Origin of the sequence: Kitasatospora sp. NPDC098663, from assembly GCF_044760075.1 — a bacterium.
Lineage (GTDB): Bacteria > Actinomycetota > Actinomycetes > Streptomycetales > Streptomycetaceae > Kitasatospora.
This window is the reverse complement of record NZ_JBIWAP010000006.1, coordinates 231,786-254,721: the sequence shown is the minus strand read 5'-3', so window position 1 is coordinate 254,721 and position 22,936 is coordinate 231,786. Positions and strand designations below refer to the sequence as shown.

At 74.0% G+C, this 22,936-nt stretch carries 22 protein-coding genes and 1 pseudogene; 7 read left to right on the top strand and 16 right to left on the bottom strand.

Annotated elements, in window-relative coordinates:
- Positions 1-6: 6 nt before the first annotated feature.
- The 4 genes from ACIQVZ_RS09250 to ACIQVZ_RS09235 form a co-directional block, all read right to left on the bottom strand.
- Positions 7-816, bottom strand: a complete 810-nt coding sequence (locus ACIQVZ_RS09250; protein WP_350877808.1) for an alpha/beta hydrolase — start codon at positions 814-816, stop codon at positions 7-9.
- A gap of 123 nt (positions 817-939) precedes the next feature.
- On the bottom strand, positions 940-2,454 hold the full coding sequence (locus ACIQVZ_RS09245) for a PQQ-binding-like beta-propeller repeat protein (protein WP_350877810.1): 1,515 nt from the start codon (positions 2,452-2,454) through the stop codon (positions 940-942).
- A gap of 197 nt (positions 2,455-2,651) precedes the next feature.
- On the bottom strand, positions 2,652-4,037 hold the full coding sequence (locus ACIQVZ_RS09240; RefSeq protein ID WP_402448345.1) for a carotenoid oxygenase family protein: 1,386 nt from the start codon (positions 4,035-4,037) through the stop codon (positions 2,652-2,654).
- Positions 4,034-4,684, bottom strand: a complete 651-nt coding sequence (locus tag ACIQVZ_RS09235) for a WHG domain-containing protein (RefSeq protein WP_402448344.1) — start codon at positions 4,682-4,684, stop codon at positions 4,034-4,036. The genes ACIQVZ_RS09240 and ACIQVZ_RS09235 overlap by 4 nt, the downstream gene beginning before the upstream one ends.
- A 136-nt stretch (positions 4,685-4,820) precedes the next feature.
- Between ACIQVZ_RS09235 and ACIQVZ_RS09230 the strand changes: the two genes are divergently transcribed.
- The 4 genes from ACIQVZ_RS09230 (at position 4,821) to ACIQVZ_RS09215 (ending at position 8,191) form a co-directional block, all read left to right on the top strand.
- Positions 4,821-6,278: a serine/threonine-protein kinase gene (locus tag ACIQVZ_RS09230; RefSeq protein ID WP_402448342.1), complete on the top strand. Its 1,458-nt coding sequence runs from the start codon at positions 4,821-4,823 to the stop codon at positions 6,276-6,278.
- Positions 6,279-6,468: 190 nt separating this feature from the next.
- Positions 6,469-7,170: an alpha/beta hydrolase gene (locus tag ACIQVZ_RS09225; protein WP_402448340.1), complete on the top strand. Its 702-nt coding sequence runs from the start codon at positions 6,469-6,471 to the stop codon at positions 7,168-7,170.
- Positions 7,171-7,238: 68 nt separating this feature from the next.
- Positions 7,239-7,592: a DUF6204 family protein gene (locus ACIQVZ_RS09220; protein ID WP_402448338.1), complete on the top strand. Its 354-nt coding sequence runs from the start codon at positions 7,239-7,241 to the stop codon at positions 7,590-7,592.
- Positions 7,593-7,663: 71 nt separating this feature from the next.
- Entirely contained in the window at positions 7,664-8,191 is a 528-nt protein-coding gene (locus ACIQVZ_RS09215; RefSeq protein ID WP_350877823.1) for a MarR family winged helix-turn-helix transcriptional regulator, read from the top strand.
- 39 nt (positions 8,192-8,230) lie between these two features.
- Here the strand turns inward: ACIQVZ_RS09215 and ACIQVZ_RS09210 are convergent, their stop codons facing one another.
- Entirely contained in the window at positions 8,231-8,776 is a 546-nt protein-coding gene (locus ACIQVZ_RS09210) for a GNAT family N-acetyltransferase (protein ID WP_402448336.1), read from the bottom strand.
- 387 nt (positions 8,777-9,163) lie between these two features.
- Here ACIQVZ_RS09210 and ACIQVZ_RS09205 point away from each other — a divergent pair, with 387 nt between their 5' ends.
- Positions 9,164-9,496 carry a sulfurtransferase TusA family protein gene (locus ACIQVZ_RS09205; protein WP_350877827.1) on the top strand — a complete coding sequence of 111 codons (333 nt, stop codon included), beginning with the start codon at positions 9,164-9,166 and terminating at the stop codon, positions 9,494-9,496.
- Between the two features lie 143 nt (positions 9,497-9,639).
- Complete coding sequence (locus ACIQVZ_RS09200; RefSeq protein WP_350877829.1) at positions 9,640-10,110, top strand: hypothetical protein; 471 nt, start codon at positions 9,640-9,642, stop codon at positions 10,108-10,110.
- A gap of 52 nt (positions 10,111-10,162) precedes the next feature.
- On the opposite strand, the gene ACIQVZ_RS09195 is transcribed toward ACIQVZ_RS09200, so the two are convergent.
- The 3 genes from ACIQVZ_RS09195 to def form a co-directional block, all read right to left on the bottom strand.
- Positions 10,163-11,596, bottom strand: coding sequence for an RsmB/NOP family class I SAM-dependent RNA methyltransferase (locus ACIQVZ_RS09195; protein WP_402448335.1), 1,434 nt, complete (start codon positions 11,594-11,596; stop codon positions 10,163-10,165).
- Between the two features lie 68 nt (positions 11,597-11,664).
- Entirely contained in the window at positions 11,665-12,609 is a 945-nt protein-coding gene (gene fmt / locus ACIQVZ_RS09190; RefSeq protein ID WP_402448333.1) for a methionyl-tRNA formyltransferase, read from the bottom strand.
- 55 nt (positions 12,610-12,664) lie between these two features.
- Entirely contained in the window at positions 12,665-13,210 is a 546-nt protein-coding gene (gene def, locus ACIQVZ_RS09185; protein WP_063346750.1) for a peptide deformylase, read from the bottom strand.
- Between the two features lie 300 nt (positions 13,211-13,510).
- Between def and ACIQVZ_RS09180 the strand changes: the two are divergent.
- Positions 13,511-13,975, top strand: a pseudogene (locus ACIQVZ_RS09180) (hypothetical protein); the annotation flags it as partial.
- A gap of 268 nt (positions 13,976-14,243) precedes the next feature.
- On the opposite strand, the gene ACIQVZ_RS09175 reads toward ACIQVZ_RS09180, so the two are convergent.
- The 8 genes from ACIQVZ_RS09175 to ACIQVZ_RS09140 form a co-directional block, all read right to left on the bottom strand.
- Complete coding sequence (locus tag ACIQVZ_RS09175) at positions 14,244-16,340, bottom strand: primosomal protein N' (protein WP_350877832.1); 2,097 nt, start codon at positions 16,338-16,340, stop codon at positions 14,244-14,246.
- Between the two features lie 94 nt (positions 16,341-16,434).
- On the bottom strand, positions 16,435-17,643 hold the full coding sequence (gene metK / locus ACIQVZ_RS09170) for a methionine adenosyltransferase (protein WP_350877833.1): 1,209 nt from the start codon (positions 17,641-17,643) through the stop codon (positions 16,435-16,437).
- A gap of 150 nt (positions 17,644-17,793) precedes the next feature.
- A complete protein-coding gene (gene coaBC, locus ACIQVZ_RS09165) occupies positions 17,794-19,041 on the bottom strand; it encodes a bifunctional phosphopantothenoylcysteine decarboxylase/phosphopantothenate--cysteine ligase CoaBC (RefSeq protein WP_063346753.1) in 1,248 nt (415 codons plus the stop codon).
- A 152-nt stretch (positions 19,042-19,193) separates the two neighbouring features.
- Complete coding sequence (gene rpoZ, locus ACIQVZ_RS09160; RefSeq protein WP_030240625.1) at positions 19,194-19,460, bottom strand: DNA-directed RNA polymerase subunit omega; 267 nt, start codon at positions 19,458-19,460, stop codon at positions 19,194-19,196.
- Positions 19,461-19,497: 37 nt separating this feature from the next.
- Positions 19,498-20,055, bottom strand: a complete 558-nt coding sequence (gene gmk, locus ACIQVZ_RS09155; RefSeq protein ID WP_350877834.1) for a guanylate kinase — start codon at positions 20,053-20,055, stop codon at positions 19,498-19,500.
- A gap of 48 nt (positions 20,056-20,103) precedes the next feature.
- The gene (gene mihF, locus ACIQVZ_RS09150; protein ID WP_063346755.1) at positions 20,104-20,430 is read right to left on the bottom strand and encodes an integration host factor, actinobacterial type; all 327 of its coding nucleotides are present in this window, start codon (positions 20,428-20,430) and stop codon (positions 20,104-20,106) included.
- Between the two features lie 365 nt (positions 20,431-20,795).
- A complete protein-coding gene (pyrF, locus tag ACIQVZ_RS09145; RefSeq protein ID WP_350877835.1) occupies positions 20,796-21,629 on the bottom strand; it encodes an orotidine-5'-phosphate decarboxylase in 834 nt (277 codons plus the stop codon).
- A gap of 101 nt (positions 21,630-21,730) precedes the next feature.
- Positions 21,731-22,846, bottom strand: coding sequence for a quinone-dependent dihydroorotate dehydrogenase (locus ACIQVZ_RS09140; protein ID WP_402448328.1), 1,116 nt, complete (start codon positions 22,844-22,846; stop codon positions 21,731-21,733).
- Between the last annotated feature and the right edge of the window lie 90 nt (positions 22,847-22,936).

Below are 22,936 nucleotides of genomic sequence, written 5' to 3'. Positions count from 1 at the left end.
GGCGGCTCACGCCAGGGCGCGCGGCAGCACCACCCGCACCCACTCCTCCGGTTGGGACAGGTGCGGCGTGTGGCCGGCGCCCTGGTACAGGTGCCGTTCCACCTTCGACAGGGTGAGGTCGATGATGTCCAGCACCTCGCCGTACATCGGCGGACTGTTGTCACTCTGCGTGAGTAGAGCCGGTTCCGTGAAGCGGGCCAGCGCGTTCAGGTCGAGGTCCAGGGCGTCCGGGTCCCGCAGCTCGTCCAGGTAGGTCGGCGCGTTGCGCACGTACGTGTGCCGCACCGGCGCGGGCAGCTGCGCCCAGGCCCCCGGCCCGAAGGTGACCGTCTCCACGAACAGCTCCGCCGCCGCGGCCGACTCGGCCTGCTCCAGCAGCTCCCGGACGGCGGTGATCCGGTCGGCGAGCGCGGTGGCGACCGGCCTCAGCTCGGGGTCGGCGAGCAGGATGCCGGCGGCGGGCGGCTCGTGCACGGCGATCCCCCGCAGCAGGTCGGGCCGGGCGGCGGCGAGCCGCAGCGTGATCAGCGAACCGTACGAGTTCCCGCAGACGAACGCCGGCGCGAGTCCGAGCCCGTCGATCAGTCCGGCCAGGTCGGCCGCGTCCTCGTAGACCGAACCCTGGGTGAGCGGGTCCTCACTGCGGCTGTGGCCACGCCGGTCGTAGGCGACGACGGTGGTCGACTCGGCCAGGCCCGGCATCACGCGCGCCCAGCTGTCGGCGTCGCTCCACGAGCCGTGCACCAGGACGACGCCGGGCCCCTCGCCACGGGCCTCGTAGTGCAGCGACACCCCGTTCACCCTGATCTCGGCCATCACGAGCCTCCCGATCTCGGCGGTGCTCCCCCACCAGCCTGACACAGCCGCTCGGGGCGGCACCCCCGGGCCGTGAGCGTGACCGAGTGTGACGAACAACGGGCGGTCAAGGGCCCTGCGGGCTCAGCCCATGCCGCGCGCCGGCGGCTCGTCCCGCGTGCCGTCCTCCGCCACCACCGTGAACCGGCCTGGCCCGGAGACCGACAGGTCCACCGGGTGGACGGACTTCGAGTCGTTGACGTCCAGTTCACTGCTCTTGCGCCCGGTCGCGGCGTCGACCCGGGTCAGCTTGTCCCGGGTCAGCGCCCACACCGACGCGCCGTCCACCAGCAACCCCGTCACCTGATCGTCCAGCCCGGACGTCCAGCGCTTCCCGCCGTCGGCGAGCGAGTAGGAGACCAGGCGCCCGGTGGCGATGCGGCTGGGGTTCTTCCCCCCGCTGATCCGGACGTCGTCCGGCTTCTCGCCGGGGACGATCAGCTGGTCGCCGACGACCACCCCGCCGAACAGCGGGCGGGCGGCGAACGCGTCGTAGGCGTGGGCTCCGCCCAGCATGACGTCGAGGTCGTACTCGTCCCCCGCGACCGGGATCGACGCCCGCTGCCGCCCCGCCCCGTCGAAGCTGAGGACGGCGTGCGTCCCGCGCTCGCCCTGCGCGTCGACCCAGACCGCGAGGGGCTCGGTGGAGACCACCGCGACGTCCTTCAGCCCGCCCGTGACCGGCAGGGCGACCCGGGACCGCTCCCGCCCGTCCGCCGGGGCCAGCGACCGCAGCACCGGCGCGGCGTCCCCGCACTGCGCGACCGTCACCACCTCCGCCGGCCCGCCCGCCACCTGCAACGGCGAGCAGCCGGCGTCCGCGTCGCCGCGCCAGGCGGCACGCCCGTCGGCCAGGTACACCGCTCGCCAACCGGTCCGCTCCTGGAGGACGGCCTCGTCCCCGGCGACGGCGAGCAGATCGGGCGCCGCCGTGTCCCCGACGCGGCCGGGCGCGTCCGCCGCGGCGGTCCAGGCGGCCGTGCCGTTGGCGAGGTCGAGCGCCGTCACCGCCGCGCACGGCCGGTCGTGCGGGGAGTGGCCGAGCAGTCCGAGGCCGTGGCCCGTCCCGCGGCTCATGGCGCAGACGGAGTCCTCCCCCGGCGGCGTCCACCGCCACGCGACCTGTCCGGTGGCGCCGCGGTAGGCCACCACCTGGTCGGGCCGGACCCGCACCACCACGTCCCCGCTGGTCCAGCTGCCGACGGCACGGACCGACGACGGCCGGTCCAGCGGCGCCTCCCAGGCGTCGTTGAGGCCGGTCCCGGCGAAGGAGACGAACACGGCGAGCCCGAACAGGATCCCGACGGCGACCGCGGGGAAGCCGCGCCGGGGGTGGAGCAGCGCCCACAGCAGGCCGGCCCCGCAGGGCATCAGGCCGAGGATGCTGACGATGCCCATGAAGTCGAGGCTCTCGCCGCCGTACCCCTGGGACGGCCCGATCAGCACGGCCAGGCCCATGCTCGCGAACATGGCCCCCAGCACCCCGCCGGAGACCACCATCCAGGCCGCCCTGTCCATGGCGAACCCGCCCCTGGCGAGGCGGACGGACCTGCGGCCCCACCCGGCCCCGGCGGCGCTGTCCACGGGCCCCTCGGCCATGTCGGTCACTCCCCCGTCAAGCGCCGCCCACCGCATGAGCGACGATCATCGGATGATCGCAGAGCCTGGCTGGATCCTGAACAAAGACAACGGAAAACTCCCGGCCGCACCGACGAACCGACCCCGCCGACGAACCGACCCTGCTGACGAACCGACCCCGCCGACGAACCGACCCCGCCGACGGGCCTTCCCCGGTGCTACTCCCCGCCCTGCGATCGCTCCCCGCCCGGCACCCAGTTGCCGTGCAACCCCAGCGGGACCCGCACCGGCAGGTGGATCCGGGCGACGGGCTCGCCGGTGAAGTCCTGGGCGGCGAGCACCACCAGGTCGGTGGCGGCCCGCGCCGGGTCGAACACGTACGCCATCACGTAGCCGTCGTCCTCCGCCGCGGACGACTCCGCAGGAACGAACACGCCCTCGCCCACCGCACCGTCACGCCCGAACTCGTGGGCCTCGGTGGTCCCCCGGACCACGTCGTGCTTGAGCAGCGCGTTGCTGAAGCCCTCGTCGGGGCGGTCGTCGTCGGGGCCGGCGGGCGGGGCGTAGAGCTCGACCGCCGCCGCGTAGCCGTAGCGATGGGGGCGGCCGGAGAACGCGGGGTTGAGGCGCGGGAACTCCTGGATCCGGTCGTCGAGGCGCTCCTCCGTGGCCACCCCGGCCGCCAGGTCGACGGTCCAGCGGTCCAGGGTCGGCCGGCTGGTGCCGATGTCCCGGAGGTCGATGCCCGGCGGGTGCCGCACGACGTCGACGACGATCTGCGTGTCCGTCCGCTCGTAGGCGTTGAGCGTGTGCCCCACCAGGTGCGGGGCGAGGTCGAACCACCGCACCTCGCCGCCCTCGCGCGGCAGCACGCCCACCCGGGCGCCGCGCCGCGCGTCCCAGGTGAACGGCACCCCGGTGGGCAGGTGCGCGGCGCTGAACACCACCGGCGAGTCGTAGAGCAGCACGAACCGCTCGGTCAGCGCGAAGTCGTGCATGTACGGGTTGCCGGGCACCGGGACGGTGGTGGTCCGCCGGACGGTCCCGGTGGCGTCCATCACGATGTGCTGCACGTACTCCGACCCGTAGCGGAACGCCAGCGAGTGCAGCTCCCGGGAGCGCGGGTCGAACAGCGAGTGCGCGTTGGCGCTGTACCCCTCGGGGGTCGCGCCCAGCTCGCACGGCCCCACCGTGTCCAGCTCGTAGCCGAGTTCGTACGGCCGGATGCCGCCCTCGATGAGCGCGAACGTGCGGCCCGCGAACCCGGCGACCTGCACGTTCGGGGAGATGTCGAGGCGCTCGTCGACGGGGGTGCCCCGGCGCGCCTCACCGAGCCGGTCGGCGACGGCGCCGGAGCGCACCCAGCGGTTGCGGTACCACTCGGCGCGCCCGTCCCGGATCCGGACGCCGTGCACCATGCCCGCGCCGAGCGTCCAGAGGTGCGCGGCCGGGTCCTCGATGCCGAGCGGGTTGGGGCCGTTGCGCAGGTAGCGGCCGTCGAGGTGCGCGGGGATCCGCCCGGTGACGGGCAGGTCGTACGCGGTGACCTCCTCCGTCACCGGGGCGAAGCTCCCCGACAGGTAGCGGTTGCGGGTGGTGGTCACGCGATCCTCCTCTTCTCACGCGGTTCCCGGTCGACGGGCGACGGCCGGGTGCTGAACGCCCGTGCCACCGCGGCCATCAGCGCGTCGTAGCGCCGTCCGGCGTCGGCGGCGGGGAAGTGCCCGGCGAGTTCCAGGCTGACCGCGCCGTGCGAGGCCGCCCAGAAGAGCTTGGAGAGCTCGTAGGCGTCGCCGGGCCGCAGGATCCCGGCCGCCATGCACGCCTCGACGGCGGCGACCGAGGCACCGAACGCGGTCTCGGCCACGGCCAACGCCTCGGCGCTGGGCCGGAATTCGAGCACGGGCTGCTCGAACATCACCCGGTAGTACGCCGGTTCGGCGAGGGCGCGCTCGCGGTAGACCAGCCCGAGTCCGGTCAGGTAGGCCAACGGGTCGTCCCCGCAAGGGACTTGCTCCTGCGCTCGGCGCAGCCGGGCGAAGCCCTCCCGGTACAGCGCGTCGACCAGACCCTCCTTCCCGCCGAACATGGTGTAGAGGACCTTGGTCGAGGAGCCGATCTCGGTGGCGATCCGGCGCACGGTCAGCGCGGCGGGGCCTTCGGAGACCAGCAGGGTGATGGCGCTGTCGAGGATCACGGCGCGCACGGCGTCCTGGCCGGCCCGCTGCGCCTCCTGGTAGGGCGTGCTCATGGGTAACAACGTAACCGACCGGAAACAGTGTTACCAGCCTTTCCCGGAAACGCTGCCACCCCGACGGGTTCCCGGCGGGGGGCGGTAGGTTGACCCGGGGGCCGGGGCGCGGCACCGGGGCGCGAAAGGGGCGGGGATGCAGCCGGGCGACGTACTCGACGGGCGGTACGAGCTGGTCGAGCAGATCGGCGAGGGCGCCTTCGGCGCGGTCTGGAAGGCCCGCGACGCGCGGATCCAACGGCTCGTCGCCGTCAAGGTGATGCTCCCGGGCAGCAACAACACCCCCAAGGACGCAGCCCGGTTCGTCCGCGAGGTGGCCACCGCCGGCGCGCTCAACCACCCGTCCATCGTCACCGTGCACGACTTCGGCCGGCACGACGAAGCCGGCCGGCCGCTCTACTTCCTGGTCATGGAACTGCTCGACGGCGCCCCGCTCAGCCGCCACCTCGGCGACGGGCCGCTGCCCCTGCGCCAGGCCCTCACCTGGGCCGTCCAGATCTCCCAGGCCCTCGCCACCGCCCACCGGGCCGGCGTCGTCCACCGGGACGTCAAACCCGCCAACGTGATGATCCAGTCCTCCGGGGAGGTCAAGGTCGTCGACTTCGGCATCGCCCGGGTCGACACCGCCGACGACGGCATCACCAGCACCAACGTCATCGTCGGGACCCCCGCCTACATGGCCCCCGAACGCTTCGACAGCGGCGGCCTCGACGCCCGCTCCGACCTCTACGCCTTCGGCTGCCTGCTGTACGAACTCCTCACCGGCCGCACGCCGTTCCGCGGCACCCTCTACGAACTCATCCGCCAGCACGGCGAGATCCACCCGGCCGCCCCCGGCACCCTGCGGCCCGGCCTGCCCGCCGACGTCGACACCCTCGTCCTCGAACTGCTCGCCAAGGACCCCGACCGGAGGCCGCCGCACGCCGACCAGGTCGCCGAACGCCTGCTCCACCTCGCCGAGCAGGCCGAGCGGCCCCCGGCCGGCTACCACGCCACCGTCCGGGACGTCCCCGCCGCCGAGAAGGACCCGTACGTCCTCGCCCGCCGGCGGGAGGCGGACGCGCTGTTCCAGCGCACCCGCGACCAGGCCGCCCAGGTCGCGCTGCAGTTCGAGACCGGCATCGCCCAGCGACGCCGCCAGCTCGACCAGGACCTCGCCGACCAGCGGGCCCGCGCCGAGGCCCGGGCGCAGCAGATCGTCACCGAGGCCCAGCAGCGCGGCGAAGAGATCGAACGGGAGGCCGCCGCCCGGGCGGCCGCCAGCCTCAAGCAGCTCACCGAGGCCGAACAGCGCACCGACCTGCTGCGCCGACAGACCGACAAGCTGCGCAACGACGCCGAGAGCCTGCGCCGCACGGTCGACAACGCCCGCCGCCAGGCCTCCGACTTCCTCGCCGACGCGGCCGCCAAGGCCGGCCTCGGCCCGGCCCCCGAACCCCGCCGCTCGATCGCCCCGCCCGCCGGCACGCAGTCCGGCTCCCAGAGCGGCTCGCAGACCGGCTCGCAGCGCCGGAAGCTCCCGAGCATGCAGGAACTGCTCACCGGCCGGAGCCGCTCCACCGGCGGCGGCGACCAGCCGGGCCGTCCCTCCTGACCTCACCCCAACGCCTCGCGCCCGAAGGCGAGTCGGCCCGCCCACCCAACGCCTTCCCCCCGCCCGCCAGGCCGAGTCCACGGGGCCCCGCACCCGCGCCACCGGCCGGCCTCCGCAGCCCCCGCACGCGCACCGCGACCCGCCCGCGGAACCGTAGAATCCGCAGGTAGACACCACGGAGGGATTTCGCGTGTTCCAGGCGCAGCGGCCGCGCACCGCACAACTGACCCCACGGCTCGGCGACGACGGGACGGGGCGGGTCGACGGCGTCGCCCTGCTGCTGCCCGGCGGGTTCCTGCGCAGCCGGCGCGGACCGCTGAAGGTCGCCGAACTGGGCCTGCGCCACCTCACCGCCGAGCTCGCCGACCGCGGCCGCCCGCACGGCCTCGCCGTCCACCTGCTGCGTTACCGCTACAGCGGCTGGAACGGCGCCGACGCCGACACCGCCGTCGACACCCGCTGGGCCCTCGACGAACTCGCCCGCCGCTACGGCGACGTACCCGTCGTCCTCATCGGCAACTCCCTCGGCGGGCGCGCCGCCTTCTGGTGCGCCGGGCACCCGAACGTCGTCGGCGTCGCCGGCATCGCGCCCTGGCTGCCCAGCGGCGACCCCGTCGACCACCTCGCCGGCCGGCGCGTCCTGATCGTCCACGGCACCGGCGACCACAGCGCCGCCAACGCCAACCAGTCCCTCGAATACGCCCTGCGGGCCCGCCCGGCCGTCCCCGACCTCGCCCGCTACGAAGCCCCCGGCGCCAACCACTACCTCATCCGGCAGACCGCCGACATCAGCGCCCTCACCACGGACTTCACCCTCGACACCCTCAAGGCCGAACCGGCCCCGCTCGCCACCGGCACCGTCTGCACCCGCCTGCCCAGCAGGCGCGCCTAGGTCCTGCCTGACCATTCGCGTCGAAATCGGGTTGGCGGTCGAGCGTCCGTCCTGCCTATGGTCGGGGGATGACCACTCGAACCTTCCGCATCATGGTGCGCGGTGTCTTCGACGGCCTCAGCGCCGAGCAGCACGCCGAACTCCTCGCCCGCGCACCCGAACACGACGTGCTGCGCGCGGCCTTCACCCGCGAGGGACACCTCAGCTACGACCTCGGCGCGCGGGCCGCCTTCACCTTCCGCTTCCTCGACTCGGGCGAGGCGGAGGAGGACATCCTGGCGGCCGCCGAGCGGGCCGAGCAGGCGGCACGGGCCTGGCTGGCCGAGCGCGGCTACGGCCACAAGAACCTGCGGTCCCAGGCCGAGGACCTCTCGCAGGCACCGCTCGGCAAGCGGCAGCGCCGCGCCGCCAACGCCGGCTAGCCCCCTCCCCCCTCCGCTACCTCCTTGACGGCTCACCGCACCGGTATACTTGAGCAGTCAAGGAGGTAGCAATGACAGATCCGCACACCGACCCGAAGGCCGACCCCCCGGCCGACCCACACCCGGACACCCGGCCCGACCCGCTGGACACCGCGCTGCGACTGGTCCGCGCCCAGGCGGCCGTGGCCAAGCGCTTCGACGCGAGCCTCGGCGGCCTGCACGGCGTGAGCCTGTCCGACTTCACCCTGCTGCTCCACCTCGGCCACGCCCCCGGCGGCCGGATGCGCCGGGTCGACCTCGCCGAGGCCCTCGGCCTCACCGCCTCGGGCGTCACCCGCGGCCTGGCACCGCTGGAACGGATCGGTCTGGTGAGCCGGGAGGCGGCGGCCCGCGACGCCCGGGTCGCCTACGCGGCCCTGACGCCGACCGGCCGCGAACGGCTCGCCGAGATGCTGTACACGGCCCGGAAGGTCGCCGCGGACCTCTTCGCGGCCGACCAGTGGAGCCCCGACGACCTCGACCGCCTCGCCGTCCTGCTCACCCGCCTCGGCGGCACCGCCCCCGACCAGCGGCCGGGGGCGGCCACAGCCCGCGACTGACGGGCTGTTGAACCATCGGCCTGTCGGCCTACGAGACTGCTAGATCCCGAACGGAGCCGCGTACCGCACCGTCCCGGACGGCAACGGGTGCCGCTCCGGGTCCAGGGCGAGGGCCATCAGCGCCTCGTCCGGCACCTCGATGGTCAGCCCGATCCCGTACCGGGAGGCCCGGCCGAAGCCGAACCGCGGGTAGTAGTCCGGGTGTCCGAGGACGACGACGAAGCGCTCGCCCCTGCGCCGCGCCGCGTCCAGGGCGGCGCGGGTGGCGGCGGAGCCGGCACCGGTCCGCTGGTACTCGGGCAGGACGGCGACGGGTGCCAGGCAGAGCGCCGGGGTGTCGCCGATGTGGCAGCGCGTCAGCAGGGCGTGGCCGACCGGACGGCCGTCCTCCGCGAGGGCGAGCTGCGACAGTCCGTCGATCCAGGCCTCGTCCGCGCGCAGGGCGTCGACGAGGTCGGCCTCCCCCGGGGCGTCGAAGGCGGCCAGCACGATCTCCCGGACGGCTGCGGCGTCCGCGGCGGTCTCGGCGCGGGTGGTCCACGGGGAGTGCGAGCGGGTGTGCGAGGTCACGTTGAACGTGGTCATGATGAACGAGGATCCGTTCCACAGTGGTGTGTTCGTCCGAGGACGTCAACGCGTCCTCGGCCCCGCGAGCTCACGCTCCCAGCGGGGACAGGGGATGGGGGGGGAAGGTCAGGCCGACGCCCGGGACGTGAGGGTGGTCCGGGCGCTGCGCACGGCGACGGCCTTGGGCGCGGTCATCAACCCCACCTCCTCGTTTCCCTTGAACTGTGATCCTGTGATCCTGATCGAACATGAACTCCCCCACCGTAACACCGCCCCATCACGGCCGTCACCCGGATTTCCGAACCCTCCCAGCGCCCCGCCCGGGCCCACCTCCTAGGCTGAACCCGGCACCTCTGCACCCCTGCACCCCGGCACCGCCGCACCACCGCGAAGGGCAGCAACCCCATGACCCACACCCCCGGACAGCAGCCCGATCAGGAACCCGCCCCCGACCTGACCGTCGACGGCACCGGCCTGCTCTGCGTCCAACTGCTGCTGCGCCTGCGCGCCCGGATCGCCGACCTGCCGGCCGGCGCGGTGGTGCACATCCACACCACCGACCCCGCCGCCCCCCTCGACCTGCCCGCCTGGTGCCACCTGACCGGCCACGACTACCTCGGCCCCGTCCCGCACCCGGCCACCGACCGCGAGGTCTACGCCCTGCGCCTCACCGCCGCGGCCCGCCCGACCCGCGCCGACCGCCCCTGGCACCCCGCGCCGACCCCGGCCACCGACTGACCACCCCGGTCCCCACCCTCGGCCCGAAAGCCCCACGCGCCCCCGCCGGCCGCTGGCCGCTGGCCGCCCGGCTCCCTTCGGCGGTCCGGTGTGCCACGATGGGGAGAGCCGAACGGCCAAGCCTCACAGGGAGGTTGACCACCATGGATCCGATCCTCAGCTGCCACTGGCACGACCAGGACGGCGAGTGGGCACTGTCCGTCAGCCGCAACGGCGACGGCTGGGAGCTGCTCGCCGCCGCGCCCCGCTGGTCCGAGTCACTCCCGTTCGCCGGGCCGGAGGACGTCCGCCGGCTCGCCCAGGCGCTGCTGGACCTGCCCTCCGATCCGGAGCCGTACGAGTTCGAATGGCGGCTCTCCCGGACGGAGTTCGAGCGCACCGAGAACGAGCGCACCCACTTCGCGACGCTCGCCGTCGGGCTGGACCCCACCGACGGCCACCGCCCCTACCTCGCCTACCAGTCGTACTACCACTTCGGGCAGGCGAGCGGGCTCGGCCTGGAGGTGATCTGCGAGGACCCCCCGGTCGACCGCCTCCGCGCCCAGGCCCACGCCCTCCTCACCGACCTCCCCGGGCCCACGCCCGCCCGGCCGCAGCCCCCCTCACCCGGCTGAGCGCACCGCCCTCCCCAGCCCCCCGGGATCACGGGATCACGGGATCACCGGATCACGCCGTCCGCCGCAGCAGCGCCAGGTACATCGCGTCCGTCCCGTGCAGGTGCGGCCAGAGCTGCACGTCCGGCCCGTCCCCGAGCGCGGGGACGCCCGGCAGCAGCGGGCGCGCGTCGATCCACTCGACCCGGCCGCCCTCGGCCCGCAGCACGTCGTCCACGACGGCCCGGGTCTCCGCGAGGTGCGGCGAGCAGGTCGCGTACCCGACCACCCCGCCGACCCGGGTGGCGTCGATCGCCGAGCGCAGCAGGTCCCGCTGGAGCGGGCCGAAGGCCGCGACATCGGCGGGGCGGCGGCGCCAGCGCGCCTCCGGGCGGCGGCGCAGGGCGCCCAGGCCGGAGCACGGCACGTCGACCAGTACCCGGTCGAAGCCGCCGGAGCGCCAGGCCGGGCGGGTGCCGTCCGCGGTGATCACCGTGTACGGGCCGGGGTTGCCCTCCAGCGCCCGGGCGACCAGCCGCGCGCGGTGCGGCTGCTTCTCGCTCGCGACCAGCCCGGCGCCGCGTTCGGCGGCCAGCGCCGCGAGCAGCGCGGCCTTGCCGCCGGGGCCGGCGCAGCCGTCCAGCCAGAGCCGGTCCGGGCCGGCCAGCGGGGCGTTGGCCAGGGCGAGGGCGACCAGCTGGCTGCCTTCGTCCTGAACGCCCGCCCGGTTGTCCCGGACGGCCTCCAGCGAGCCCGGGTCGCCGCCTTCGGCGAGCCGCAGCGCGAACGGGGACCAGCGGCCGGGCTCGGCCTCGGGCAGCGCGTCGGCGAGTTCGCCGACGTCGATCCGGCCGGGTCGGGCGACGAGGGTCACCTCGGGCCGCTCGTTGTCGGCGCGCAGCAGGTCCTCCAGGGCGCTGCGCCCGGAGGCGTCGGGCTGCCAGCGGCCGAGCGAGTCCCAGAGCGCGGAGACGACCCAGCGCGGGTGCGAGTGGACGACGGCGAGGTGGTCCTCGGCGTCCTTCTCGTACGGCGGGGCGACCTTCTCGATCCAGGCGTCCAGGTCGTGGGCGCTGATCCGGCGCAGGACGGCGTTGACGAACTTGGCCTTGCCGTCGCCGAGCACCACCCGGGCCAGCTCGACGGTGGCCGAGACCGCCGCGTGGCTGGGGATGCGGGTGGTGAGCAGCTGGTGGGCGCCGAGCGAGAGCACGTCCAGGACCGGCGGGTCGACCTTGCTGAGCGGCCGGTCGATGCAGGCGGCGATGATCGCGTCGTAGGTGCCCTGAAGGCGCAGGGTGCCGTAGACGAGCTCGGTGGCGAGGGCGGCGTCGCGCCGGTCCATGCCCTTCTGCTCGGCTTCGCGGAGCAGCGACGGCAGGATCAGGTTGGCGTACGCGTCGCGCTCGTCGACGGCGCGCAGCGCGCGGAACGCGACGATCCGGGCCGGGTCCTTCTTCGGGCGGCGGTGCGGGCGGGGGGCGCGCTGGGCGCTGGGGGTGGTCACAGGGTGCCTCAAGGTGCTGCGGTGGTTATCGGTGGTTATCAGACGAACAGTAACGCTAAACCTGAGCCTCAGCCCTCGGAGCCGAAGCGCTCCCCGGACTCCAGCCGCGCCCCGCGCGCCCAGTCCGCCGCCCGCATCTCCTTCTTCCCCTGCGGGCGGACCTCCCCGAGTTCGACCTCGTGGCTGCCCGTCCCGACCCGCACGCTGTTCTTGCCGACCACGGCCAGCTCCCCGGGCGCCAGGGCGGACGAGTCGGTCAGCAGCTTCACCGGCCCGGTGATCTTCAGTCGCTCGCCGCGGAACTCCGTCCAGGCGCCGGGCGCCGGGGCGCAGCCGCGCACCACGCGGTCGATCCGCAGGGCGGGGTGGCTCCACTCGATGCGGGCGTCCTCGACGGTGATCTTCGGGGCGAGCGTGACGCCCTCGGCCGGCTGCGGGAGGGCGTGCAGGGAGCCGTCCTCGATGCCGTCCATGGTGGCGGTGAGCAGGCGCGCGCCGGACACCGAGAGGCGGGTGAGCAGTTCGCCGCTGGTGTCGGTCGGGCGGATCTCCTCGGTGATCACGCCGTAGACCGGGCCGGAGTCCAGGCCCTGTTCGATCAGGAAGGTGGCCGCGCCGGTGACCTCGTCGCCGGCCAGCACCGCGTGCTGGACGGGGGCCGCGCCGCGCCAGGCGGGCAGCAGCGAGAAGTGCAGGTTGACCCAGCCGTGCTTGGGGATCTCCAGGGTGCCGGGGCGCAGCAGCGCGCCGTAGGCGACCACCGGGCAGCAGTCGGGGGCGAGTTCGGTGAGCCGGGCGACGAACTCCGGGTCGCTGGGCTTCGCCGGCTTGAGGACCTCGATCCCGGCGTCCTCGGCGCGCTGGGCGACGGGGCTGGCGACCAGCTTGCGCCCGCGCCCGGCGGGGGCGTCGGGGCGGGTGACCACCGCGACGACCTCGTGCCGGTCGGAGGCGAGCAGGGCGTCCAGGGCGGGAACGGCGACCTCGGGGGTGCCGGCGAAGACGAGACGCATCAAGTGCCTTTCTGCAAGAGAACGTTGGAGATCAGGAGGGTCAGCGCCAGAGGGGTCAGCGCGCGGCGCCGAACGTGCTGTGCGGGGAGACCTTGACGACCGGCGCGGGCGCGCCGCCCCAGTCGGTGTCGCGGATCGCCTTCAGCGCGGCCTTGCGCTGCTCGCGGTCGAGCCGGTCGATGAAGATGATGCCGTCGAGGTGGTCGGTCTCGTGCTGGATGCAGCGGGCGAGCAGCTGGGTGCCCTCCAGGGTGACCGGATCGCCGTACATGGTGAAGCCCTTGGCGACCACGCCGTAGGCGCGCTTGGTGTCGTAGCGCAGGCCGGGCAGCGAGAGGCAGCCCTCGGGGCCGTCCTGCTCCTCCTCGGTCAGCGACAGGTCCGGGTTGATCAGGTGCCCGGTGACGCCGTCCACGTGGTAGGTGAACACCCGCAGGGAGACGCCGAGTTGGGGCGCGGCGAGGCCTGCGCCGGGCGCGTTGAGCATGGTTTCGGTCAGGTCGCCGACCAGGGTGCGCAGTTCCTTGTCGAACGTGGTCACCGGCTGGGCGGTGGCCCGCAGGACGGGGTCTCCGAAGAGCCGGATCGGCTGGATCGCCACGGGTACGGGCTCCTGTCCGTCGAGGGTGCGGGGCTGCGGGCAACTGCGGGTTCCCGGCAAGTCTATGCAACGCACCGGGACCGCCGCCCATGCCCTCACACCGCTCCTCGCACCGCCCTTCACCCCGCCCCGAACGCCCCTCCCCCACCCCGGCACCGGCTTCTGGCATATCCCGAGTGTGCCCGGCGGCGTTACCCCGGCCCCCGCTTCGGCGTTGGTCAAGTGAGATTGACCGGGGCCGGGCGCACGGGACACCGCGCCCCGGCCGAGCCGAACCGTACGGAAGGTGGCACGTAGGCCATGGCCGAGCAGATCAACCACGACGCCCGGGCGCGGGCGAGCCTGCACCTGCTGGTGCGGGACATCGAGCGGGTGAGGCGGCAGGTCGACGCGCTGCGGACGCTCACCGCCCAGTTGGGCAACGTCTACCGTCCGCGCCGGCCCAGTACGTCGGCCGGCTTCGTCGTGTACGGGCGGGCGCCCGCGCCGACCGTGCGCCTGGCGCAGGAGCTGCGGGAGAGCGTGGAGACCCTGGTCGCGGCGGCGGTCGAGTTCGACCGGGCGCTGGGCTTCTCCTGGGACTCGGTGGGCTCGGCCCTCGGGGTCACCAAGCAGGCCGTGCACCGCCGGTACGGGATGCGCCGCCCGACCAGCGAACTCCTCGCCGCCAGCGGCGCCGTCCCGGGCCAGAGCCGCCCGGACCGCTCGGAGGAGCTGCCCGCCGCGCCGTCCGGCGGCCTGGCGGCGACCGTCCCGGCGGCCCGCCAGGGCGGCCTGGACCGCAGCAGCCTCGACCGCAACGCCCTGGAGCGCGGCAACCACGACCGCAACGCTCTGGAGCGCGGCACCCTGGAGCGCACCGCGCTCGACCGCACCGCCCCGGAGCGCGGCCCCCTCGACCGCCCCCCGGTCGACCGCACCACCCCCGAGCGCACCCCGGTCGACCGCACCGGCATCCCGCTGCGCGGCTGACGCCGCCGTCCGACCAGCGCCATCCGGGGCGGGGTGGCCACTCACCCCGCCCCCGCCGGCCTCACCCGATGTCGGTCGGATCCACCCGCACCCGTACGGCCTCCGGCGTCCGCAGCGCGATCCGCGCGATCTGCGCCGCCTTCAGGGCCGCCGCCAGCGCCGCCCCCTGCCCGGGCGGCACCCTCAGCAGCGCGCGCTCCTGGTCCTCCCCGCGCAGGGCCGGGGCCGGTACCGGCCCGAGCACGTCCGCCTCCGAGGGCAGCCGGATCAGCCCCAGCAGGTCGGCCACGGCCGCCGGGCTGCCGCTGACCGACGCCATCCGCGACACCGGCGGGAAGTGCAGCTGCGCCCGCTCGTCGCGTTCCAGCCCGGCGTGGCCCAGCGGGTCCCAGCGGACCAGGGCCTGCACCGGCCGCGCCGACGGCTCGGCGACCACGACCACCGAGCCGCCCTCCTCGGCGGACCGGACCAGCGCGGCGGCCGTCAGCCAGAGCCGCAGCGTCTCCTCCCCGGCCCGCAGGTCGGGCCGGCCGAGCAGCGCCCAGCCGTCCAGCAGCAGCGCCGCCCCGTACCCGGAGCCGCCGTCCACCACCGGCTCCGCACCGGGCGTGGAGATCACCAGCGACGGCTCGTCCGGGACGGTGGCCAGCACCGCGTCCCGCCCGGAGGTGCGCACCGGGATGCGCGGGAACGCCTTGCCCAGCTCCTCCGCCGTGCGCCGGGCGCCGACCACCTGGGCGCGCAGCCGGAACGAGCCGCACTCGGGGCAGTGCCAGTTTGTCTCCGCCTCCCCGCACCAGCCGCAGTTCAGCGCGGCGTCGGCCGCGGGCGCCTCCAGCGGGCCCTCGCACCGCCGGCACCGGGCGGGGGTGCGGCAGCGCCCGCAGGACAGCCGGGGCACGTAGCCGCGCCGGGGCACCTGGATGAGCACCGGGTGCCCGGCGGCCAGCGACTCCCGGGCGGCCTCCCAGGCCACCGAGGGCAGCCGGGCGGCTTGGGCGGCGCCGTCGCGGTGCTGGTCCTGGTCGGTGACGGTCCGGACCCGCGGCGCGATCCGGCGCACGGTCTCCCGGTCGGCGGTCAGCGGGCGGGCCCACCCGGTGCTGACCAGCTGCGCGCCCTCCACCGTGACGGCGTGGCCGCCGAGCAGCACGGCCGCGCCCTCGTCGGCGGCGCGCAGCAGCGCGACCTCGCGCACGTGCGGGTGCGGGGCGCGCGGGTCGCTGTGGCTGTTGTCGCCGTCGGACCAGACGACGACCAGCCCGAGGTCGCGCACCGGCGCGAACATGGTGGCGCGGGTGCCGATCACGGCGTGCACCGAGCCGCGGCTCACCGCCAGCCAGCGCCGGTAGCGCTCGCGCGGGCCGAGGTCGGCCTCCAGGGCCACGTGCCGGCCCGCGCCGAGCAGTTCGGTGAGCGCCTGGTCGACCCGGGCCACCGACCGCCCCTCGGGCAGCACGACGAGCGCGCCGCGCCCGCCCGCCAGCGTGGCGGCGACGGCGCGCGCGATCTCGTACGGCCAGCCGGGGCCGGGCAGCGCCGCCCAGACGGCGCGCGGCGAGCCGCCGTCGGCCAGCGCGGCGAGGAAGTCGGGCCCGGCCGGGTAGCGCTGCCAGCCCCCGGGGGCGGGGGCCGGGGGGCGCGGGAGCGCCGGCGGCGAGGGCTCGGCCTCGGCCTTGGCGTGCCGGGGCGGGACGGCCAGCTGGAGGACGTCGGCGAGGGTGCCCGCGTAGCGGTCGGCGACGGTCCGGCAGAGCCGGAGCAGCTGGGGGGTGAGCACGGGCTCGGGCGAGAGCACCTGGGCGAGCGGGGCGAGCGGGCCGGGGAAGTCGCTCTTCTCCAGCCGGGCGACGATGAACCCGTCGTGCAGCTCCCCGCCCTCGCGCTGGCCCTTCACCACGCGCGCGCCGAAGCGCACCCGCACCCGGGCGCCCGGGCGGGCCTCCTCGGCCATCGCGGCCGGCACCTCGTAGTCGAAGAACTTGTCGATGGTGAGCACGCCCTTGTCCACCACGACCCGGGCCACCGGCAGGTGCTCGGCCCGCTTGGCGCCGCGCCACGTCCGGGGCTTGGCCCGCTTGACCGTCTCCCGGATGAACGCCAGCTGCTCCGGCTCGGCCCCGTTCTCCGTGTTCTCCGTCTCCCCTGTGCTGCTCATCGCTCCCAGTACTACCAGGTCACACCGACAGAACGCACAGAAGCGGCGCCCACCCCGCCCGGGGGTAGGCGCCGCTTCCGGACGATCAGGCCGTTCAGTCCTTCACGGCCGCCTTCAGCTGCTCCACCCGGTCGGTGCGCTCCCAGGTGAACTCGGGCAGCTCACGGCCGAAGTGGCCGTACGCCGCGGTCTGGGAGTAGATCGGGCGCAGCAGGTCCAGGTCGCGGATGATCGCGGCCGGGCGCAGGTCGAAGACGTCGGTGACGGCCTTCTGGATGGTCAGCACCGGCACGGTCTCGGTGCCGAAGGTCTCGACGAACAGGCCCACGGGCTCGGCCTTGCCGATCGCGTACGCGACCTGCACCTCGGCGCGGCGGGCGAGGCCGGCGGCGACGATGTTCTTCGCCACCCAGCGCATCGCGTACGCGGCCGAGCGGTCGACCTTGGACGGGTCCTTGCCGGAGAAGGCGCCGCCACCGTGGCGGGCCATGCCGCCGTAGGTGTCGATGATGATCTTGCGGCCGGTGAGGCCGGCGTCGCCCATCGGGCCGCCGATCTCGAAGCGGCCGGTCGGGTTCACCAGCAGGCGGTAGCCCTCGGTGACCAGCTTGATGCCCTGCTCGGCGAGCGCCTTCAGCTCGGGCTCGACCACGAACTCGCGGATGTCCGGGGTGAGCAGCGACTCCAGGTCGATGTCACTGGCGTGCTGGGTGGAGACCACCACGGTGTCGAGGCGGACGGCCTTGTCGCCGTCGTACTCGATGGTGACCTGGGTCTTGCCGTCGGGGCGCAGGTACGGGATGGTCCCGTTCTTGCGGACCTCGGTCAGGCGGCGCGAGAGGCGGTGCGCGAGGGTGATCGGCAGCGGCATCAGCTCGGGCGTCTCGTCGGACGCGTAGCCGAACATCAGGCCCTGGTCGCCGGCGCCCTGCTTGTCCAGGTCGTCCTCGTCGCCTTCGACCCGAGCCTCGTACGCGGTGTCGACGCCCTGGGCGATGTCGGGCGACTGCGCGCCGATGGACACCGACACGCCGCAGGAGGCGCCGTCGAAGCCCTTCTTGGAGCTGTCGTAGCCGATCTCCAGGATCTTGTCCCGGACGAGCTGGGCGATCGGCGCGTACGCCTTGGTGGTCACCTCGCCGGCCACGTGCACCTGGCCGGTGGTGATGAGCGTCTCCACGGCGACCCGGGAGGTCGGGTCCTCCCGGAGGAGAGCGTCAAGGATCGTGTCGCTGATCTGGTCAGCGATCTTGTCGGGGTGTCCCTCGGTGACGGACTCCGAGGTGAACAGGCGGCGAGACACAGCGCTCCCTGGGGTTGCAGCGGCTGCTGACTGAAGGCCCCCGGCGAACCGGGGACATCCGGAAAGACTTGATTCCTGGAGTCTAACGGGATGCCTCCGCCGAACGTCACCCGCTTCCGGAAATCGCGACCGATCTCCAGCGGGGCTTGATCAGTCGCCGACCGTTTCCAGCCGCTTCACGACCAGGTCCCAGACCACGTCCGCCAACGCCTCCTTCGGACCCACCGGAACGGCCGTCTCACTGCCGTCCGAGCCCAGTACCACGGCCTCGTTGACGTCCGTCCCGAAAGCCTTGCCGTTGCCCACCTCGTTGACGACCAACAGGTCGCAGCCCTTGCGGGCGAGCTTGGCGCGGCCGTTGGCGAGCACGTCGTCGGTCTCCGCCGCGAAACCCACCACGAGTTGGCCCGAACGGGCGCGGTGCGCCGCCAGCTCGGCCAGGACGTCGGGGTTGCGGACGAGGGCGACCGGCGCCGGCTCGACCCCCTCGACCTTCTTGATCTTGCCGCTGGCGTACTCGGCGGGCCGGAAGTCCGCCACGGCCGCGGCCATGACCACGGCGTCGGCCGACGCGGCCGCCTTCAGGGCCGCCTCGCGCAGCTCCAGCGCGGTCGAGACGTGCACCACGTCGACCCCGGCCGGGTCGGCGAGCTCCGCGTTGGCCGAGACCAACGTCACGCGCGCCCCACGGGCCGCGGCCGTCACGGCGAGCGCGTAGCCCTGCTTGCCGGAGGAGCGGTTGCCCAGGAAGCGCACCGGGTCCAGCGGCTCGCGGGTGCCGCCGGCCGAGACCACCACGTGCCGGCCCGCCAGGTCGGTCGGGGCGGCCCCGCCCCGGCGCAGCACGGCCCGGCAGGCGTCGAAGATCGCGGACGGCTCGGGCAGCCGCCCCTTGCCGGTGTCCTTGCCGGTGAGCCGCCCGACGGCCGGCTCCAGCACGATCACGCCCCGGCGGCGCAGCGTGGCCACGTTGTCCCGGGTGGCGGGGTGCTCCCACATCTCGGTGTGCATGGCGGGCGCCAGGACGACCGGACAGCGGGCGGTGAGCAGGGTGTTGGTGAGCAGGTCGTCGGCGAGGCCGTGGGCGGCCTTGGCGATCAGGTCGGCGGTGGCGGGGGCGACCACGACCAGGTCGGCCTGCTGACCGATCCGCACGTGCGGCACCTCGTGCACGCGCTCCCAGGTCTCGGTGGCGGCCGGGCGGCCGGAGAGCGCGGCCCAGGTGGCCTCGCCGACGAAGTGCAGCGCGGCCTCGGTGGGCACCACGGTGACCTGGTGGCCGGACTCGGTGAACCGGCGGAGCAGCTCGCACGCCTTGTAGGCGGCGATGCCGCCGCTGACGCCGAGGGCGACGCGCGGCGCGTCCGCCGACCCGCTCCGGTCCGAAGTCGCGCTCATACTCCCGCTCTCCTCCACTCCTGGGACGTGCACACCCTACGGCCCCTCAGCCGCCGCGCGCACCGTGGTCGGCCCCACAGCCCCAGGGAACGCCGAAGGGCCCGGCGGAAACGATTCCGCCGGGCCCTTCCACAAGCTTTCGGAGCACCGTCTCAGGCGGCTTCGATCGCCTCGGCGGTCAGCATGCCCGCGTTGATCTCGCGCAGCGCGATCGACAGCGGCTTCTCGTGCACGTGGGTGTCGACCAGCGGGCCGACGTACTCGAGCAGGCCCTCACCGAGCTGGGAGTAGTACGCGTTGATCTGGCGCGCGCGCTTGGCGGCGTAGATCACGAGGCTGTACTTGGAGTCGGTGGCCTCAAGCAGCTCGTCGATCGGCGGGTTGATGATGCCCTCGGGCGCGGTCATGGAAGAGGACACGCGAAAACCTTCCGAAAGGGTGGAAAAGACAGACAGGTCAGGCTACACCGAGCAAGGCTAGCAGTTCGGCCGCTACCTGCTCGACGGAGGTGTTGACAAGGGTCGTGTCGAACTCGGGCTCGGCCGCGAGCTCGACCTTGGCCGCCTCCAGCCGCTTCGCGATCACGTCCTGCGACTCCGTGCCCCGACCGGTCAGCCGACGGACCAGCTCGTCCCAGCTCGGCGGGGCCAGGAAGACCAGCTGCGCCTCGGGCATCGACTCGCGCACCTGGCGGGCGCCCTGGAGGTCGATCTCCAGCAGGACGGGCTCGCCGCGCTCCAGCTTCTCCAGCACCGCCGAGCGCGGGGTGCCGTAGCGGTTGCCGGCGAAGACGGCCCACTCCAGCAGCTCGCCGTTGGCGATCAGCTTGTCGAACTCGTCGTTGTCGACGAAGTGGTACTGGACCCCGTTCTGCTCGCCCGGCCTCGGGTGCCGGGTCGTCGCCGACACCGAGAGCCAGACCTCGGGGTGCTGCTTCCTCATATGAGCGACGACCGTGCTCTTGCCGACCCCCGAAGGGCCGGAGAGCACGGTCAGCCGCGGACGCTCACTCATGCACCGATTATCCCGGATCGCGGACGGTCCCGGGACCACGGGGCACGGTCAGGCGGCACCGCCGCCGAACTCCCGCTCCAGGGAGGCGATCTGGTTCGTACCGAGGCCGCGGACGCGCCGGCTCTCGCTGATGCCGAGGCGTTCCATGATCTGCTTGGCACGGACCTTGCCGACGCCGGGAAGGGACTCCAGCAGTGCGGAGACCTTCATCTTGCCGATGACGTCGTTCTCGGCCTTTCCGGCCTTGATCACCTCGTGCAGGGAGGCGCCGGAGTGCTTGAGCCGGTTCTTGACCTCGGCGCGCTCCCGGCGAGCCTCGGCGGCCTTGGCGAGCGCGGCGGTGCGCTGTTCAGGGGTAAGGGGCGGAAGAGCCACGCCGTTCACCTCAGGGTGTGGAAGGAAGGGATTGAGCTATGACTGGTTTGGATCCCAGGACACCGTCCGCAAGGGGAACCAGAGGGCCCTTGACCTGCGGGAGCTACGGGTTTCGCGGCTCGCCGATGACCTATCGCCGGACACTACCCGGATTGCGGCGCCACGTCAGGAAAAGAACACGAAAAGTCCTGGTCAGCCAAGGCCGACCAGGACTTTCCAGGGCAAAATGACCGCGATTGCGAAACTTTGACACCGTCAATGTGACGGCGCTCACGTCAACTCCGGTGGGGTCCGGGGACCCTCGCCGGGCTGCGCACACTGCACAGGGTCATCGCCCCGCTACGTGCTCGCGCCCGCGATCGCCGCTACTTCACCGCGTCCGCGTACTCCCCGACGAACCGCTCGGCCGCCGAGCGCAGGGCCGCCACCGACGGACCGTGCTTGAGCACGTCCCGGCTGACGCTCGGCACCACGTTGATCACCGCGGCGCCGAACACCCGCGGCAGGTCGGCCATCGTCGCGCCCTGGGCGCCGATCCCGGGGGCCAGCAGCGGGCCGTTGATGGCCAGTTCCACGCCCGCGTCGGCGAGCGTCGCACCGACGACCGCGCCGAAGGAGCCCAGCGGGGCGGCGTCGCCGTTCTCCGCCGCCAGCTGCCGCAGCACCGAGGCCGCGACCGACTCGCCGTCCGCGCCCACCGCCCGCTGGACCTCGTGGCCCTCCGGGTTGGAGGTGAGCGCCAGCGCGAACACGCCGCAGCCCTGCGCGCGGGCCAGGTCGAGGGCCGGGCGCAGCGAGCCGAAGCCCAGGTACGGGCTGACCGTGACGGCGTCCGAGAACAGCGGGCTGCCGGGCGACAGGAAGGCCTCCGCGTAGGCGGCCATGGTGGAGCCGATGTCGCCGCGCTTGGCGTCCATCAGGACCAGCGCGCCGGCCGCCCTGGCCTCCTCGACGGACTTCTCCAGCACCGCGACGCCCTTGCTGCCGAAGCGCTCGAAGAAGGCGGCCTGCGGCTTGAGCACGGCCACCCGGTCGGCCAGCGCCTCGACGACGGTGCGGCTGAAGGTCTCCAGGCCGGCGAGGTCGTCGCCGAGCCCCCAGGCGGCGAGCAGGGAGGCGTGCGGGTCGATGCCGACGCAGAGCTGGCCGCGGGTGTCGAGGGCCTGGCGCAGCCGGGCGCCGAACGGGGCGAGGGTCATGTCGTCCTTCCGGAAGGTCGTGGGGAGGCCGCACGGAGGCCGTACGGAGGTCGTGCGCGGCTCGTACGGGGCGTCGTACGGGCCGGGGCCGCACGGAGGGTTCAGGAGGCGGCCCTGGTGCCGTCGACGGCACTGCCGACGGCGGCGGCCAGGTCGCGGAAGCCCGCGGCCCTGATCCGGGCGGAGAGGCCCCGGTGGATCCGGCGGCACCAGAACGGGCCCTCGTAGATGAAGGCGCTGTAGCCCTGGACGAGGTCCGCGCCGTGGACGATCCGCTGCCAGACGTCCTCGGCGGTCTCGACGCCGCCGACCGAGACCAGCGTCAGCCGGCCCCCGGTCCGGGCGCGCAGGCGCTGGAGCACCTCCAGGGCGCGGGCCTTGAGCGGGGCGCCGGACAGGCCGCCCATGCCGATCTCCTCGACCCGGGCGGCGTCGGCGCGCAGGCCTTCGCGGCCGATCGTGGTGTTGGTGGCGATGATGCCGTCCAGGCCCAGTTCCAGGGCGAGGTCGGCGACCGCGTCGACGTCCTCGTCGGCCAGGTCGGGGGCGATCTTGACCAGCAGCGGGACGTGGTGCGCGGTGGTGCGGTCGGCGGCCTCGCGGACGGCGGCGAGCAGCGGGCGCAGGTGGTCCACGGCCTGGAGGTTGCGCAGCCCGGGGGTGTTCGGCGAACTGACGTTGACGACCAGGTAGTCGGCGTACTTGGCCAGCCGCTCGGTGGACTTGACGTAGTCGGCGACGGCGTCGGCCTCCTCGACCACCTTGGTCTTGCCGATGTTGACGCCGATCACCGGGGTGGAGCTGGTGTGCGGGCGGGCGGCGAGGCGCGCGGCGACCCGGGCCGAGCCCTGGTTGTTGAAGCCCATCCGGTTGATCAGCGCGCGGTCCTCGACCAGGCGGAACAGCCGGGGCGTCGGGTTGCCCGGCTGGGGCTCGCCGGTGATGGTGCCGATCTCGACGTAGTCGAAGCCGAGCATCGCCAGGCCGTCGATGCCGACGCCGTTCTTGTCGAAGCCGGCCGCCAGGCCGAACGGGCCCGGCAGGTCGAGGCCGAGGGCGGTGGTGTGCAGCGCCCGGTCACGCGGCGCGAGCACCAGCCGCGCCAGCGTGCGCAGGCCGGGCACCGAGGAGACGAGCCGGATCCAGAAGAAGGCGAGGTGGTGCGCCTTCTCGGGGTCCATCTTCTTGAAGACGAGGTCGAACAGCAGCTTGTACAAAAACCCAACTCCCGGATCAGGGCCCGGATCTGAGCGTGAGCACCCGGATCAGGGCATGGAAGTGGGGGGCACCCGACCAGCCTCGGTGCC